Origin of the sequence: Streptomyces ficellus, from assembly GCF_009739905.1 — a bacterium.
Taxonomy (GTDB): Bacteria; Actinomycetota; Actinomycetes; order Streptomycetales; family Streptomycetaceae; genus Streptomyces; species Streptomyces ficellus_A.
The window spans coordinates 267,448-281,385 of sequence record NZ_CP034279.1 but is presented as its reverse complement, the minus strand read 5'-3'; the positions used below and the strand labels follow the sequence as shown (position 1 = coordinate 281,385).

Annotated in this window: 9 protein-coding genes and 3 pseudogenes; 5 read left to right on the top strand and 7 right to left on the bottom strand. The window is 70.5% G+C overall.

Annotated elements, in window-relative coordinates:
• Window positions 1–16: 16 nt before the first annotated feature.
• The gene (locus EIZ62_RS01295) at window positions 17–409 is read left to right on the top strand and encodes an ArsR/SmtB family transcription factor (protein ID WP_156690866.1); all 393 of its coding nucleotides are present in this window, start codon (window positions 17–19) and stop codon (window positions 407–409) included.
• 193 nt (window positions 410–602) lie between these two features.
• Here EIZ62_RS01295 and EIZ62_RS32240 read toward each other — a convergent pair.
• Both EIZ62_RS32240 and EIZ62_RS32235 read right to left on the bottom strand, forming a co-directional pair.
• Window positions 603–1,286 (bottom strand): annotated as a pseudogene (locus tag EIZ62_RS32240) (NAD(P)-dependent oxidoreductase); the annotation flags it as partial.
• Window positions 1,287–1,358: 72 nt separating this feature from the next.
• Window positions 1,359–2,204: pseudogene (locus EIZ62_RS32235) on the bottom strand (EamA family transporter); the annotation flags it as partial.
• Window positions 2,205–2,282: 78 nt separating this feature from the next.
• On the opposite strand from EIZ62_RS32235, the gene EIZ62_RS01285 reads away from it, so the two are divergent.
• Complete coding sequence (locus EIZ62_RS01285; protein WP_156690864.1) at window positions 2,283–3,182, top strand: LysR family transcriptional regulator; 900 nt, start codon at window positions 2,283–2,285, stop codon at window positions 3,180–3,182.
• Between the two features lie 192 nt (window positions 3,183–3,374).
• On the opposite strand, the gene EIZ62_RS01280 is transcribed toward EIZ62_RS01285, so the two are convergent.
• Entirely contained in the window at window positions 3,375–4,226 is an 852-nt protein-coding gene (locus tag EIZ62_RS01280) for a PaaX family transcriptional regulator C-terminal domain-containing protein (protein WP_156690863.1), read from the bottom strand.
• Entirely contained in the window at window positions 4,223–4,867 is a 645-nt protein-coding gene (locus EIZ62_RS01275) for a GNAT family N-acetyltransferase (protein WP_156690862.1), read from the bottom strand. The genes EIZ62_RS01280 and EIZ62_RS01275 overlap by 4 nt, the downstream gene beginning before the upstream one ends.
• 115 nt (window positions 4,868–4,982) lie before the next feature.
• Between EIZ62_RS01275 and EIZ62_RS01270 the strand changes: the two genes are divergently transcribed.
• From EIZ62_RS01270 to EIZ62_RS01260, 3 genes are all read left to right on the top strand, one after another.
• Entirely contained in the window at window positions 4,983–6,047 is a 1,065-nt protein-coding gene (locus tag EIZ62_RS01270) for an alpha/beta hydrolase family protein (protein WP_156690861.1), read from the top strand.
• A 1,001-nt stretch (window positions 6,048–7,048) separates the two neighbouring features.
• Window positions 7,049–7,960, top strand: a complete 912-nt coding sequence (locus tag EIZ62_RS01265) for a poly(ethylene terephthalate) hydrolase family protein (protein WP_156690860.1) — start codon at window positions 7,049–7,051, stop codon at window positions 7,958–7,960.
• 429 nt (window positions 7,961–8,389) lie between these two features.
• Complete coding sequence (locus EIZ62_RS01260) at window positions 8,390–8,875, top strand: hypothetical protein (protein ID WP_167536313.1); 486 nt, start codon at window positions 8,390–8,392, stop codon at window positions 8,873–8,875.
• Here the strand turns inward: EIZ62_RS01260 and EIZ62_RS01255 are convergent.
• The 3 genes and pseudogenes from EIZ62_RS01255 to EIZ62_RS01245 form a co-directional block, all read right to left on the bottom strand.
• Window positions 8,868–9,571, bottom strand: a pseudogene (locus EIZ62_RS01255) (transposase); the annotation flags it as partial. The gene EIZ62_RS01260 and the pseudogene EIZ62_RS01255 sit on opposite strands and share 8 nt — an antisense overlap.
• 60 nt (window positions 9,572–9,631) lie before the next feature.
• Entirely contained in the window at window positions 9,632–10,735 is a 1,104-nt protein-coding gene (locus EIZ62_RS01250; protein WP_244376086.1) for a polysaccharide lyase family 20 protein, read from the bottom strand.
• A 387-nt stretch (window positions 10,736–11,122) separates the two neighbouring features.
• Window positions 11,123–13,561 carry a M4 family metallopeptidase gene (locus EIZ62_RS01245; RefSeq protein ID WP_244375349.1) on the bottom strand — a complete coding sequence of 813 codons (2,439 nt, stop codon included), beginning with the start codon at window positions 13,559–13,561 and terminating at the stop codon, window positions 11,123–11,125.
• Window positions 13,562–13,938 lie beyond the last annotated feature (377 nt).

The following is a 13,938-nucleotide window of genomic DNA, read 5'->3' as shown; positions in this document are numbered from 1 at the left end:
TTGATACGATGGGAGCATGGGCCACGGACGCGACACCACCGGCACCACTGCCAGCACCCGCGAGCGCCTCGACGCGGTCGGCACCGCCGATGTCGCCGCCACCCTCCAGGCCCTCGCCACACCCTCCCGGCTCTACATCCTGGCCCGCCTGCAGGAGGGCCCCTGTGCGGTCGGAGAGCTCGCCGAAGCCGTCGGCATGGAAGCCTCGGCCTGCTCGCACCAGCTCCGCCTCCTGCGCAACCTCGGCCTGGTCACCGGCGAACGACACGGCCGCTCCATCGTCTACTCGCTCTACGACGACCACGTCGCCGAGCTCCTCGACCAAGCCCTCTACCACGTCGAGCACCTGCGCCTGGGACTGCACGACACCCCGGTCCCGCCGGCCACCTCGGCAGCCGCCGTGCGCTGACCCGCAGCCCGGCGGCCCGGCAACTCCGGCACAGTCCCAGGAGAGGCCGAACCTGGACCAGCTGGGCGGCGGCCAGACCGCACCTGAGGCCAGCTTCCGCGACCAGGAGTCAGCCGTACATCCGGACCAGCGGACAGGGCTACCGGGCTCCTGGCCACGTCACGGCAGGGTGCGGAGCGTTGGGGGACAAGCGCTAGCCGGCGCTCTGTCCCGTTGTGGCTGGAACCACGGCAGCCACGGACCTCGAGTCGCCCTTCTCGTCGGCGGCCACGGTGACGAGCCGGTCGGCGCATGGGGTCTGTAGTTCGTCGATCACTGCGACGGCGAGGTCCTCCACGCTGATGCGAGAGCGTCCCTCGTCATCGGTGAGCAGGGTGTCGGTGCCCCGCCGGTAGCGCCCCGTGCGTTCTCCCGGCTCCAGCAGGGCCGGCGGGCTCAGATATACCCACCTGTCGCCGCCCTGGTTCTGGCACGCCTGCCACTGCGCCACCCCGGCGGCGGCGACGGGCCGTACGTGGTCCGGTACGTAGGCCGGGTTGTCGGCCACGAGCAGCCCGGGTCGCCCGGGACTGCGCAGCACTCCGGCGCCGCCGACGACCAGGACGTGCATGCCCAGCTCTCCGGCGATCCGCAGCACCGTGCGGGTGGCGTCGACGAGGAAGTCCTCGTCGACCGGCTCGGTGCGCAGCGCGACGACGACGTGTTCAGGAGCATGGGTGGTGAGCGCCTCGCGCACCGCCTGTTCGTCGGCGGCGTCGACCGCTATGGGGGTGATGCCTGGTTCACCGTCCTGCGGGGTGCGGGACAGGGCGAGGACCTGGTGCCCTCGTGCCCGGGCCTCTGTGACCACCCGGCGGCCGACCATGCCGGTGGCGCCGAGCACGGCGATCTTCTTGACGGACGCTTGGTACGACATCTTCTTCCTCTTCCTGAAGGCTCTGCGTTGTACGGGCGAGGGGAACTGTGCGGCGAGCAGGGCGGTGAGGGCGAGCAGGCTTCCGAAGGCCCCGACGGGGCCGAGTGACTCGCCCAGCGCGATGCCGGTGGCGGTGGCGACCAGCGGGGACAGCAGGACCAGCGGCGCCAGGGCACCGACCGGGAGCCGCTCGATGCCCCGGAACCACAGGGTGTACGCGATGAGGCCGCCCACGCTGCCGAGCCACAGGTATCCGGCGGTGGCGCCGGCGTCGATCCGCTCCGGGAGTCCTTCCGCCGCGAGTGTGAGCGGCAGCAGGAACAGCCCTCCTGCGGTCAGCTGCCACCCGGCCAGGCTCATGGGCCCGACGCCCTCGGGCCGGCCCCAGCGCTTGGTGAGGACGATCCCGGCGGCCATGCCGGCCGTGCCGCCGAGCCCCGCGAGCACTCCCACGAGGTCGAACCGCGCTCCGGGGCCGAGCACCACGAGCCCGACGCCCGCCACACCGGCCACAGCCCAGGCCAGCCGCCAGACGGTGGGGCGTTCACGTACCACCGCGGCGGCCAGGCCCGCGACCATCAGCGGCTGGGCGGCGCTCAGCGTGGCGGCGACCCCGCCGGGCAGCCGCTCGGCGGCGAGGAACAGCAGGGGGAACAGCGCGCCGATGTTGAGGATGCCGAGTACGGTGGCCCGCCACCACCACACCCCACTCGGCAGCGTCCGGGTGATCGCCAGCGCGACCAGCCCGGCGGGCAGGGCGCGCAGCAGCGCGGCGGACAACGGGTGGCCGGCCGGCAGCAGTTCGGTGGTGACGGCGTACGTGGTTCCCCACGCTGCGGGAGCGAGCGCGGTGACGACGACTGTGGAGAGGGGAGGCATGCGCGGCAGTCTTCCTTCCGCCGCTCATGAATCCAACGCATTCTTGTCATGCCACCCATGAACGGGAACGATGGATGTGTGGATCTTCAGCAGATGCGTTACGTCGTCGCCGTCGCCGAGACCCGGAACTTCACGCGGGCGGCGGAGCGTTGCTCCGTGGGACAGTCGGCCCTCAGTCACCGGATCGCCGGTCTGGAACGGGAACTCGGTGTCCGGCTGTTCGCCCGCTCCAGTCGACGCGTGGAACTGACCAGCGCGGGAACGGCGTTCCTGGTCGGCGCACGCGAGTGCCTCGCCGCCGCGGAGCGTGCCGCCGCCGACGCCGCCTCGGCGGCCGGGGTGGTACGCGGTCGGCTCGCTGTGGGAGTCATCGTCACGACGGCGGCCGTGGACGTACCCGAACTGCTCCAGCGCTACCGTGCCCAGCACCCGGATGTCCGCGTCCTGCTGCGGGCGGGCGGCAGCGACGAGCTGGCCGCGGCGATTCGCGGCGGCGAGCTGGACATCGCCTTCCTCGGCCTGCCCGACGACGAGCGGCCCTCCGGCGTGGAGACCGTCGTCCTGGACCGCGATCACCACGTCCTGGTCGTGCCGGCCGGCCACCGCCTGGCGGGCAGGCGGCGCGTCGCGCTCCAGGACATCGCAAGTGAGACGTTCGTCGACTTCACCCGGGGAAGCCCGGCCCGCGCACAGTCCGACAAAGCGTTCGCCGCCGCCGGCCTGGTGCGGGACGTCGCCTACGAGGCGGGCGTGGCCGAACTGATCACCCGTCTGATAGCGCGCGACCTGGGTGTCGCGCTTCTGCCGTCCGCGTTCATCCGCCCCCTCGCCGCCGACGACCCCGCTCTCGTGCTCGTCCCCGTGACCGACGGCCCCCGGCGCGTCGAGTACCTGGCCTGGAGCCGTTTCAACCCCACCCCCGCCACCCGCGCCATGCTCGACGTCCTGGGCGTACACGCCCACCGTGACGCCACCTGAGTGCGAGCGGCTGAGTCATGGGCCGGTCGTGCGGGGCGGCCGACGACAACGCGGCGACAGTGCGTGCGGGCGTCAGGGGCCAGGCGGGACATCACGGACACGACCCGGCGCAGGAGTCCCCTCCGCAGCAGTCGACAGCCCCCAGGCGATGATCGTGCAAACCCTCTGCGATGCGCGGGCCCGATCTGCTGCTCACCGGGTGATGTCGGCGTAGAGGCGGAAGAGGGCCGGGAGGGGTTCGTCGTGTTCTCGTTCGTGCAGGGCCACCCAGCACCGGGCGACGAGGTCCCGGGCCTGAGTGCCGGGCCAGGGCTGGGGCAAGAGCTGAGGCGGCAGCAGCGGGTCGGGCTCCATGGCGCGGGTGAGTTCGGCGGCCAGCTCCACCGCGATGGTGAGGAGTGCGGACGGGGCGAGCCCGTCAGGGCCGGTGAGCCGGGCGAGGCGAGGCCGGGCGAGGCGGCTGAGGCGGTGGTACCGGTCGGCGATCTCCTGCAAGGGCCACAGGAGGCGGGCGAGTTCGGCAGGCTCTTGGGTGTCGCCCTTGCGCAGGTCCCTCGTGGTGAGGAGCGTGAGCGTGTCATGAGCGTCGAGGCGGTGGGCCGCTTGTTCGACGTACGGTTCCCAAGGGTTGGCGCAGACGTACAGTCCGCCCTGTAGCGGGGCGCCGCCGAGGTGGACGAGCGTCGCGCGCAGGGAGTCCCGGGCCGCGCGCGCGGATTCGGGCACCGCGAAGGCGGCCAGGTGCCAGACACCGTCCCAGGGCGCGAGCCCGGCATCCTGCTGGGCGGCGTGCCGGAGGAAGTCCGCGTTGGGGGCGAGGGCGCGCGTCGTGTCCTCGGTCGCGCGCAGCTCCGCCTTGCGGCCTCGGCCCTCGTGGGTGAACCGGCCTTCGGACACGAGGCGTTTGACGCACAGTCGCACCTGCTGGTCGCTCATGCCCAGGGTGTTGGCGACGGTGTACAGCTCGTCCGCGTCGACGGTGCCGTCTTCGCGGATCAGCGCGTGGACGAGCATACGGGTGGGGATCTCGATGTGGTCGGTCATGGTGTGCACAGTCCTCTCGGCCCCCTCGCCTCGACGGGGCGGCGCATGGTGGTCACCGCGCCGAACCCCAGCAGCCCGCGCAGGTAGGGCGTGTGCTCGGTCCGTACGGCCGTGAAGTCGCGCCGCTCGTACAGGGCCCGGGCGCGCGGGTTGACGTCGATCACGTCGAGTCTGATCTCCCGGCAGTCGTGCTCCGCCGCGACGGCGGCCACTTCCTCGATGAGCAGGCTCCCCACGCCGCGGCCTCGTATGCCCGGGTCCACGGCTATGCCGTCCATGACGAGCTGCCCGGGTGCCGGGTGGCGTTCGAACAGAGTGAGGAGCAGGAGCCTGTGCAGCCCCCGCACACGTCCGTACGCACGCAGCACGTCGGAGGCCGATCCTCCGGTGAGGGCCCGGCCGCCGAGCTGGTAGCCGGCGAGGCCGACGAGCTGCCCGTCGAGGAGCGCGCAGACCGCGCGATCGGCGTTCAGATGGGTGGCGAGGAAGGACACCGCCTTGTCCGGCGGGTTCAGGGCGGGGCCGAGTTTGCGGCCGAAAGCGTCCCAGTACAGCTCGGCCGCCCGCCACTCGGCTCCCGCCGGTACGCCCCGTTGGACTGTCACCGGTCCACTGCCGGTGCCCGTCGCGTCCAGTCCCATGCCGTGCCCCCATCTCCTCGGCAACCTTCCCCCCAAAACTATCACTCGCGTGACGATCGTGGGGGGAGTGATAGTTTCAGTGGTGCGTACACCCGAACAGAGGCGGTCAGATCTCATGTGTCCAAAGATCCAGCCCCGACGGCGCGGGCTCCGCATCGCCGTGTGGTCACTCGTCACGGTCCTCGTCGTGGCCGCCGGTCTCGTCGGCGCGGCGCTGTGGCAGAACTCCTACGACATGGACGAGCAGCGGGTCTCGATCCGCCACGGCGGCCACACCCTCAACGGTGTACTGGCCACCCCCAAGGACGGCCGCAAACGTCACGGCCTGGTCGTGTACATCCACGGTGACGGCGCCATCAACGCCACCCACGACGACGGTTACCAGCCCATGTGGGAAGCGAACGCCAAGGCCGGGTACGCCTCCCTGTCCTGGGACAAGCCCGGCGTCGCGGGCGCATCCGGCAACTGGCTCGACCAGTCCATGGACGACCGGGCCAACGAGGCAGCCGCCGCCGTCGCCTGGGCGCGCGCCCGCCCCGACATCGATGGCGACCGGATCGGTCTCTGGGGCGCCAGCCAGGCGGGCTGGGTCCTGCCGAAGGTCGCCGCCAAGACGCCCGTGAACTTCGTCATCGCCGTCTCGCCCGCGATCAACTGGCTCCAGCAGGGCCGCTACAACCTTCTCGCCGAGTTGCGTGCCGACGGCGCATCGGCAGCCCGTACCACGGCCGCGATCGCCAAGAGCGACACCACGCGCCGGCTGCTGGAACGCCACGCGACCTTCGAGGAGTACGTCAGGGCGATGGGCGGCGACGCGGACGGCATGACCGCCGACCGCTGGAGCTTCGTCTCCAAGAACTACACCGCGGACGCCAGGCAAGACCTACGCGCCCTGCGTGGCGTACCGGTGCTGCTGACACTCGCAGGCCATGACGTCAACGTGGACACAGCCGACACGGAGCGCACCTACCGCACCGTGCTGGACGCAGGCGGTGCGCTGACGGTCAGGCACTACCCGGACGCGACCCATTCACTGCTCAAGCGGTCCATAGAGCAGTCGGACCTCAAGACCACGCTCACCGCCGTCTTCGCCCCGCGCTCGCTCTTCGCGGACGGATTCCTGGACGGCCAACGACAGTTCCTCACGAATGCCGGCCGGGGCGGCAACGCCGCTCCATGACACTCCCGCCAGGGCGGCCGCAGCGGGTGGTGCGCGTTCGCGTGCACCACCCGGTGCACTGTGAAGCGAACGCCGGCACTCGATGGTGGCGAGACAGGAGGCGCGGCGCCGGGCGGGACTCGGACGGTATGCCGAACTCCGCGCCCGGAGGGGCCTGAGCTGTGGCTCAACTACACATTGTGAGGGCTGCCCGCACGAGACTTCGTGGGCTCCGGCCGCCGAGGCCCGTTCTCGTCGGACCTGGACGGTTGTCGCTGCAGTTGACGGACGCAAACCACCCCTCGCTTCGCTCTACCGTGCAAGCGCTCACTGTCCGGTACACAACCCCGTACCGGACAGCGGCCCGCTCTTCGTGACATCGGTTGCCGGGCGGATGCCATGGCCGGCCGGTGACGCTTGCTTGACGGTTCAGCACCCGGTCCAGAACCACCCGTTGATCCAGATTTTCGATGCCGAGCGCGGCATCGCACGCGAGGGTGTCGAGCCCTCGTACCGTGGCCCACTGAGCAATTCCCGCCAAGAACGGGAACTTTTAAGTCAGGTTGCTCATCATGCTAGGCATGACAAACAGAAGGACCCTTTCTGCAGGCATCGCGGCCATCGCAGTGCCCCTGGCTCTGACATGTACCGCGGGTTGTGTGGGTCAGCCCGCGGGAAGCGCTCCTGCCGCTGCCCCCACATCTCGTACGTCCTCCGCGGCGGCCGATGCGCCGAAGGCTCAGCCGGCGACATCGCCAAGACCGAAGGCGGCCGCGCCGAAGGCCACGCAGCCTGTTCCGCCGAAGCCGACGGCGGCCCAGCCGCAGCTCGTCCGGTATCAACTTCCGCCCGGCGTCATCCACAACAAGTACGATGCCGCAGGGGTGGGGCCGTCCCAGGCGCACGGTGTCCTGGGCATACCGGCCGGCACGGGCCCCCGCCCGGTCGTGGTCGTCGTCCACGGCAGTCACCACACCTGTATGGGGCCGGGGGCGAAGAATGACGGTGTGGGGGCCCGGCCGGTGAAAACGACCTGGCCGCTGGTCTGCGCGGAACCCGGGAAGCCGAAGGAGCCCGGCGTCGGCCCGGACTACCTGCGCCACGACGCGGGCGTGTCCTACCTCGTACAGGCCCTCGCCCGGAAGGGCTTCGTCGCCGTCGCCATGGACGTGAAGGGCGCTGAGGCGTGGTGGGCCGGTGAAGCCAATCCCGTAAAGGGATACAACGACCTGTTCGACGCCCACCTGAAGCTGCTCTCCGACCTCGACAAGGGCCGGAACCGCGGCCTGGCCATCAGCGGCGCCAAGGGCCGGATCGACACCTCCCGCATCGGCGTGGTGGGCCACAGCCGCGGTGGCGGCTACGTTCTGGAACACACCGCGCAGCGCTCCGGTCTCTTCGCCGCCGTCGCGATCCAGCCAGCCACCAACGGCGACGGTTCCCCACACAAGGTCCCGGTGCTCAACATACGCGGCGCTTGTGACGAGGACGCCGGCCCCGACGCCGGGTTGGAGGAGACGAAAGCCCTGGCCGCATCCCGTACCACCCCCACGGCCGCCGACATCGTGCTCGCCGGCACCGGCCACGCCATGCTCAACACCAACCTCGCCCCGACCAAGAGCGACGGCAGCGTGGGTACCTGCCGCGCCTCCCAGGTCACCCGGCCCGACGTGGCACGCGACCAGGTCGCGCAGCTGACCGCCGACTTCATGCAACAGGCACTGCTCAAGTCCACCGCCTACCGGCTCCCCGCCCTCAAGGGCCCCGCCCCCACCGGCCGCAACCTCAACACCAACGGCCCCCGACTCACCTTCGCCCCGACCACGCCCCAGACCTACAGCGATCCGCACACGATCCGCCAGGTCACCACCCAGCAACGCCTGCTCCCGCCCCTGCCCGCGGGGCTGACCATCAGCAAGGGCGAAAGCTACTGATCGCCCACCGACCCAGAACGACACCGAGCAACCGGGCCCCGGACCGGCCCTCGGACTCCGGCGTCGATGCGGCCGCACCCCTCCGCATCCTCCACGCCAGACCTCATCCCCAACCCGTCACCTGCGACACGGCAACGCTCACGGAGGCGCCCAAGCCGCACCCACCTGCTTGCTGCCCGGGACGCCGACGTCCGAACCGGTCTCCGTTCAGTCTGGAGCACGGGGTTCGCCGTTCAGGTGGGCCGTGACGTAGCTGTGCTTCTCCGGCGGCGAGCGAATCGGCCATTACCGATCGTACGGTGGTTGCTCGTCCCTGGGCACGGCGTGGCAGGCGCGGCGCCTGGCCGCCGACTTCGGCGGGGGTCCCTATGTCTTTGGTCAAGGGAAACGGGGGTGCGTCGAGTCGGTGAGCCGGGGCAGCATGGCGGGGTGGCTGATCTGCTGTGGGATGACGTGAAGTGCTTCTTCGATCCGGACTTGATGGGGTCGCTGCCGGACGTGCGTGTCCTGGATGCCTCGGTGGAGGACTGGCAGGCGATCCTTGATCTTGTCGTGGAGAAGGGATGGAAGTGCCAGTACTCAGAGGGAGAGACGGTGCTTCCAGTGCCCCGGGCGGAGGCCGTGCTGTCCCGCCCGGCGGATGCCGAGTGCCCGGACCTGCGGGTCTGGCCGACTGCAGATGTATTGGCGATCTTCCGCTTCCATGCTGCCGATGAAGTCGACTTCGACGTCGACCTGCGGGAGTTGCAGGGCCAGGAGCGACTGGATGTGTTCTGCGACTTCCTCCGGGAGATCGGCCGGCGACTGGGCAAGCCCGTGCTGATGGACCCGGAGGGCGACGATGGTCATCCGGTGATCGGCTTCGATGTCGAGGCCAATCGAGTCGTCCTCCTCGCAGACCCTCAGGTCAGGTGACTGCGGCCGACGGCTGCGGTTCAAAGAAGGTTCCGTCGCGGAGCATCGCGAACAGGACGTCGGCCCTGCGGCGGGCGAGGCAGAGCAGGGCCTGGGTGTGGTGCTTGCCCTGGGCGATCTTCTTGTCGTAGTAGGGCCGCGATGCCGGGTCACCCAGAGCGGTGAACGCGGAGAGGAAGAAGGCCCGTTCGAGCTGCTTGTTTCCTCTCCGGGAGGGCTGTTCACCGCGGATCGACGACCCGGAACTGCGGGTCGCGGGTGCGAGCCCTGCGTAGGCGGCGAGGTGACCGGCGGCCGGGAAGGTGCTGCCGTCGCCAACCTCGATCAGGATCCGGGCTCCGGTCCTGACGCCGACGCCCGGCATGGACGTCAGGACCTTCGAAAGAGGGTGGTCCTCCAGCAGTTCCTCGATCCGCCCGGCCAGCAGCTCGCGCTGATCGAGCACGGCGGCGAGCGATCCGGCCAGAATCGGGACGATCAACGCGGCCGCTTCGGTCCCCGGAACGGTGACGGTCTGCTCGTCCAGCGCGGCGAAGATCTCCTCGACCAGCCGCTCGGCCATCCTCGGCGCCTTCGGCCGCAGTAGCGTGACCAGGCGCGCCGACGGCCCGCCTTGCGTATCTGTGCCGGTGAGCCGAGCCGCTCCAGCGGGGCCAGGACGGCAGGGTGCTGCACTGCACTTGGCCCGACTGTCCGGCAGCCCGGAAGTCGAGCCGCGGGACTTACGCCCGGGTCCGAGTCCTGGGCGTCCCTGAGTCACCTCCTCCGGCTGTCCGCCCGGCGCAGTGCCCCCATGGCGCGACTGCGAAAGAGGATGAAGAGGCCGGCGGCGAGCAATACGCCGCCGAAGGCGAGGACGAGCGGCGTTCGGCTGGAGGCCCCGCTAGCGGCCAGGGGAGTGGCATCGTTGGCGGTGTCCTTGCCGGTGACGTTGGCCGTGTCCTTGGCGGAACCGTCGTCCAGGGGGATCGCGTCCTCGGCGTCGGGTTTCGAGCCCGGCGCGGCCGGTGCCGTCGCCAGGGCCGATGTGGATGCCTGCGCCGACGGGGGCACCGATGCACCGGACGGCTCGGGCGCGGAGGTCACCGTGGCGCTCGGAGTGGGCGCGGCCGGTGGCGGTGCGGCGGCTCCGGGGGCGATGGCGGTGATGGTGACGTCGTCGTAGTAGTTCACCACGGCCGGCGTGCCGCCCGCCTTGTGGCCCTTCTTGGCTTGCCAGTTGGGCCGGTACAGACCGATCTTGTGGTAGGGAGCGGTGTCCTGGTGGTAGCTGTTGGGGCCGCGGTGTGATCCCACCTGGGCCCCGTCGAGCCGGGCGGTGATGGAGCCGGTGGTCTTGGCGGTGGACCAGGTGATGTCGAAGGACCACTGATTCCAGTGCCCGAAGCGAACCGGGCCGAGGTCGTACTTGACCTCGTTGGCCGGCCGCTTGCTCTCGTCCGTCGTGTCCGCACCCGTCTTCCAGTGGACGATCATCACCCAGCGGTCACCCTTGACGGCAAGAACGACCGCCGGGTAGGTGCCCGCACCACCGTGCCACTGGGAGACGATGGTCTGCGCGTCGTAGCGGATCCAGTCGACGGGCAGATAGTTGCGGAAGGTGTACCGGTAACTCCCGTACGGCACACGCGCGGTGGCTATCTCGGTGCGGTAGGACTTCCCGTCGTCCGGCATGGCGAACCGGACTGCCTTGCCCCCGTTCCCGCCGGGTGCGGCGGTGACGCTCACGACGCCCGTGCCGTCGACGCCCTTGCGGGGGAACGCGGCGGTGGTCCCTGACTCGAAACCGTCCTTGAAAGGAACGGAAGTCAGTGCGCGTTCGGCGACGGCCTCAGTCGCACCGAGACCCACCACCAACATGGCCGCCAAGCCCGCTCCGACCCGACGCCTGCGGCTGTAACGATGGAACATGAACCGTCCTTGCAATGGGGAGGCTGGGGGTGACCTGCGGCGTGGTAGCCGGTTGCGGGCACGGTGGGGCAGCCGCACTGCCCCCGAGCCAGCTGACGCGGTCCAGTCACAACCAATCAGAAACGCTCACTTCTGCGCGCGTTGGCACATGACATCCTCATTGGGCGGCGTCGTCAAGTGCCTGAGGAAGGGTGAGATCCGCTCGTTACTTTTCAGCCACCCCACGACGACGACCGGCGTCGGGGCAGGCCCGAGCGGCAGATGCCGCCGCACCCTTCCGACCCGCTGTGAACGCGGGTCGGAAGGGTGCGGCGGCACTGTGCCCGCCGGGCGTGGTCAGGGGTGGAGGACGAGTTCGGTGTCGTCGATCAGGAAGTAGGTCGGGGCGGCCAGGTCTTCGGTGGAGGTGAACGTCAGGGTGACGTACTGCCCGGCGAGAGGGCCGAGATCGAGCGTCTTCCTCACATAGCCGGTGCTCGCGTCCAGGTTGGAGAACGTGGCCAGGGCGACGCCGTTGGCCCGGACGGTCAGCTGGTCCCGCGGGACGGACGGCGACTCCTCCCGGGTGACGACCCGCAGCTGGAATCCGGCCGTTGCCTCGCAGCCGTACGGGACGAACACGGTCTGGGACAGCGTGGCGGTGGACGTGTCACCCCGGCCGCCGAGCAGGGCCTTCCACTCGCCGGTGCGTGCGGGGAGCCAGGAGTTGTCCTTGGTCAGCAGGGACGGGTCGCTGTGGGTGTTCCACGCGGTCGCCCCCTCCTCGAAGCCGGGGTTGGCGAGCAACTGTGTCGTGGGACAGTTGCCGGGGGTGTACACCAGCCAGCCGAAGGAGACCACGTCGAACGCTCCGGTGGAGTCCGTCGCCGTGACGGTGACGGCGGAGTTGCCGTCCGTGGTGGGTGTTCCGGTGACTTTGCCGGTGGCGGAGTCCAGGGTCAGGCCGGCGGGCAGGCCGGTGGCCGCGTAAGTCAGTTCGGCACCGGGGTTGCCGGTGACGGCCTGGATCCGGAGGTCCACCGCCGCGGTGGTCGTGGATACCTGGTTCCCCGGGCTGGTCAGCGTGACGCCCTGGACCATCCGGGGGCCGACGTTGACGGCCGCCCACGCGTTGCCGACGTTGTTGTAGACGACACCGTCCTTGCCGTAGAGGTCTGCGGCGGCCTGGAGTGTGGCGGCGCGGGCTCCCGCGTAGTCGGTGGCCGACGTCATGTACGTCGTCAGGGCCCGGTACCAGATCCTCGCGGCGGCATCGCGGCCGACCGGGTTCACCGGCTTGCCGTCGTACGTCGGAGAGTCGTAGGTGACGCCGTTGACGAGCTTGGTGCCGCTGCCCTCGGATGCGAGGTAGAACCAGTGGTTGGCGGGACCGGAGGAGTAGTGGACGTCGATCCGGCCGATGCCCGGGTACCAGTGGTCCGCGGAGTCACCGTCCTTGGAAGGCCTGTCCATGTGACGCAGAGGGGTGCCGTCCCCGTTGGCGTTGACCTTCTCGCCCTCGAGGTAGTCGCCCGGGTCGGACGGGTTGGCCGCCCAGAACTCCACCGCCGCTCCGAAAATGTCGGACGTGGCCTCGTTGAGCCCGCCGGACTCACCGCTGTACCGCAGACCCGCGGTGTAGGACGTGACGCCGTGGGTCATCTCGTGCGCGGCCACGTCGATCGAGGTGAGCGGGTTGGTGTTGTAGGCGCCGTCGCCGTAGGTCATGCAGAAGCAGACGTCCCACCAGAATGCGTTGGTGTACGCGTTGCCGTAGTGGACCCTGCTGTAGGCGGCCACGCCGTCGTTCCTGATCCCGTTGCGGCCGTGGATGTCCTTGAAGTAGTCCCAGGTCAGCTGGGCCCCGTAGTGGGCGTCCACAGCGGCCGACTGGTGGTGGCCGGGCTTGCCGTCGCTCCAGATGTCGTCGGCGTCGGTGAACAGAGTGCCGGTCATCTCGTCGTCGACGGAGTGCCCCAGGTCGGTGGTCCTGTTGCCACCGCGGCTGTCGTCCTTGAGCAGGTAGTTTCCCGCGGACCCCGAGGTGCCCAGGGTGACCCGGCCCGCGTACTGACCGTGGCCGATGCCGTTCATGACGGCCTGGTACCGGAAGAGCTCGCCCCCGGTCCGTGCGTCGGTGACCACGTGCAGCTCGGCGGGCGTGCCGTCACGCTGCACGCCCCCGACGACGGTCTCCCAGGCCAGGGTGGGCTTGCCGCGGGCGGCCCAGACCACCCTGCGCGCCGGCTCGGCCTCGGGGCTTCTGGTGCCCTCGGCCCTGGCCCGGCGGAGAGCGGAGGACCTCGCGGAGCCGGCGCTCACGGCGGGCGTGGTGGAGGGGACGGCGATGGCGGTGCGGGCGGCCTTGCTGACACCTCGGACGGCCCCGCCCGGTGCCTGGTGGACCACCAGGTCACCGCCGAGCACCGGCAGTCCGGCGAAGGTGCGGTCGTACCGGGTGTGCAGGCTGCCGTCCGCGTCCTTGAGGACGGACCTGGGGACGAGCGCCTCTTCGCCGCCCAGGCCCAGCGCCTTGGCCGTGCCGGCCCGGCCCCTGCGGGCGTCGGCCAGGAGCGCCGCGTTCTGGGCCGGGGTCTGCGGAACGTGCGTGGCGCCAGGCCGCGGATCGACGGTGGCGGGTCGCGGTGCGGCGTCCGGCCGGGGCCCGGCGGTGACGGTGTGTGGCGGGGCCGTCGCTGCCGCGACGGTGGGGGTGGAGGGAAGGCCTACGGCGATCACCGCGGCGCCCGACACCAGGGCACTCGCGGTGACCGCCTTGCGGAGGGTGCTTCTCAACGTGACTCCTGGTGCGGGGGCCGGCGTTGACCGGCCGAAGCGGTCCGGGCGACAGGACGGGTCCGCCCGGCGGAGCTGGTCGCACGACGTGGGTCTCGAAACTCCCGCGAGTACGCGTGGTGGAGCGCGTGCGACAACGTGGTGGAGAGCCGTCGCCACGACTCGCGGAACCCGGTGGAAGTCTGGCATGTTAACGTGAACATGCCAGCGGTGACCGGAAGGTCGGCTGGAATCGACGGCGGTCCCTCCCGGTGCGGACCCCGGGGGTCGCGCTCCGCGACGCAGGGCGCCACCACCCGTGGAGCGTCCGCCGTGCGGCGCCCCCGGACGATCGACGGCGCTCACGCGTGACCACGTCATCGGTGGTCAACGGGCGT

What these genes read in the sequence shown, in the direction of transcription:
- EIZ62_RS01250 (WP_244376086.1), bottom strand. Translation starts at nt 10,735, where the DNA reads ATGTTGGTGGTGGGTCTCGGTGCGACTGAGGCCGTCGCCGAACGCGCA.
- EIZ62_RS01295 (WP_156690866.1), top strand. Translation starts at nt 17, where the DNA reads ATGGGCCACGGACGCGACACCACCGGCACCACTGCCAGCACCCGCGAG.
- EIZ62_RS01280 (WP_156690863.1), bottom strand. Translation starts at nt 4,226, where the DNA reads ATGACCGACCACATCGAGATCCCCACCCGTATGCTCGTCCACGCGCTG.
- EIZ62_RS01275 (WP_156690862.1), bottom strand. Translation starts at nt 4,867, where the DNA reads ATGGGACTGGACGCGACGGGCACCGGCAGTGGACCGGTGACAGTCCAA.
- EIZ62_RS01270 (WP_156690861.1), top strand. Translation starts at nt 4,983, where the DNA reads ATGTGTCCAAAGATCCAGCCCCGACGGCGCGGGCTCCGCATCGCCGTG.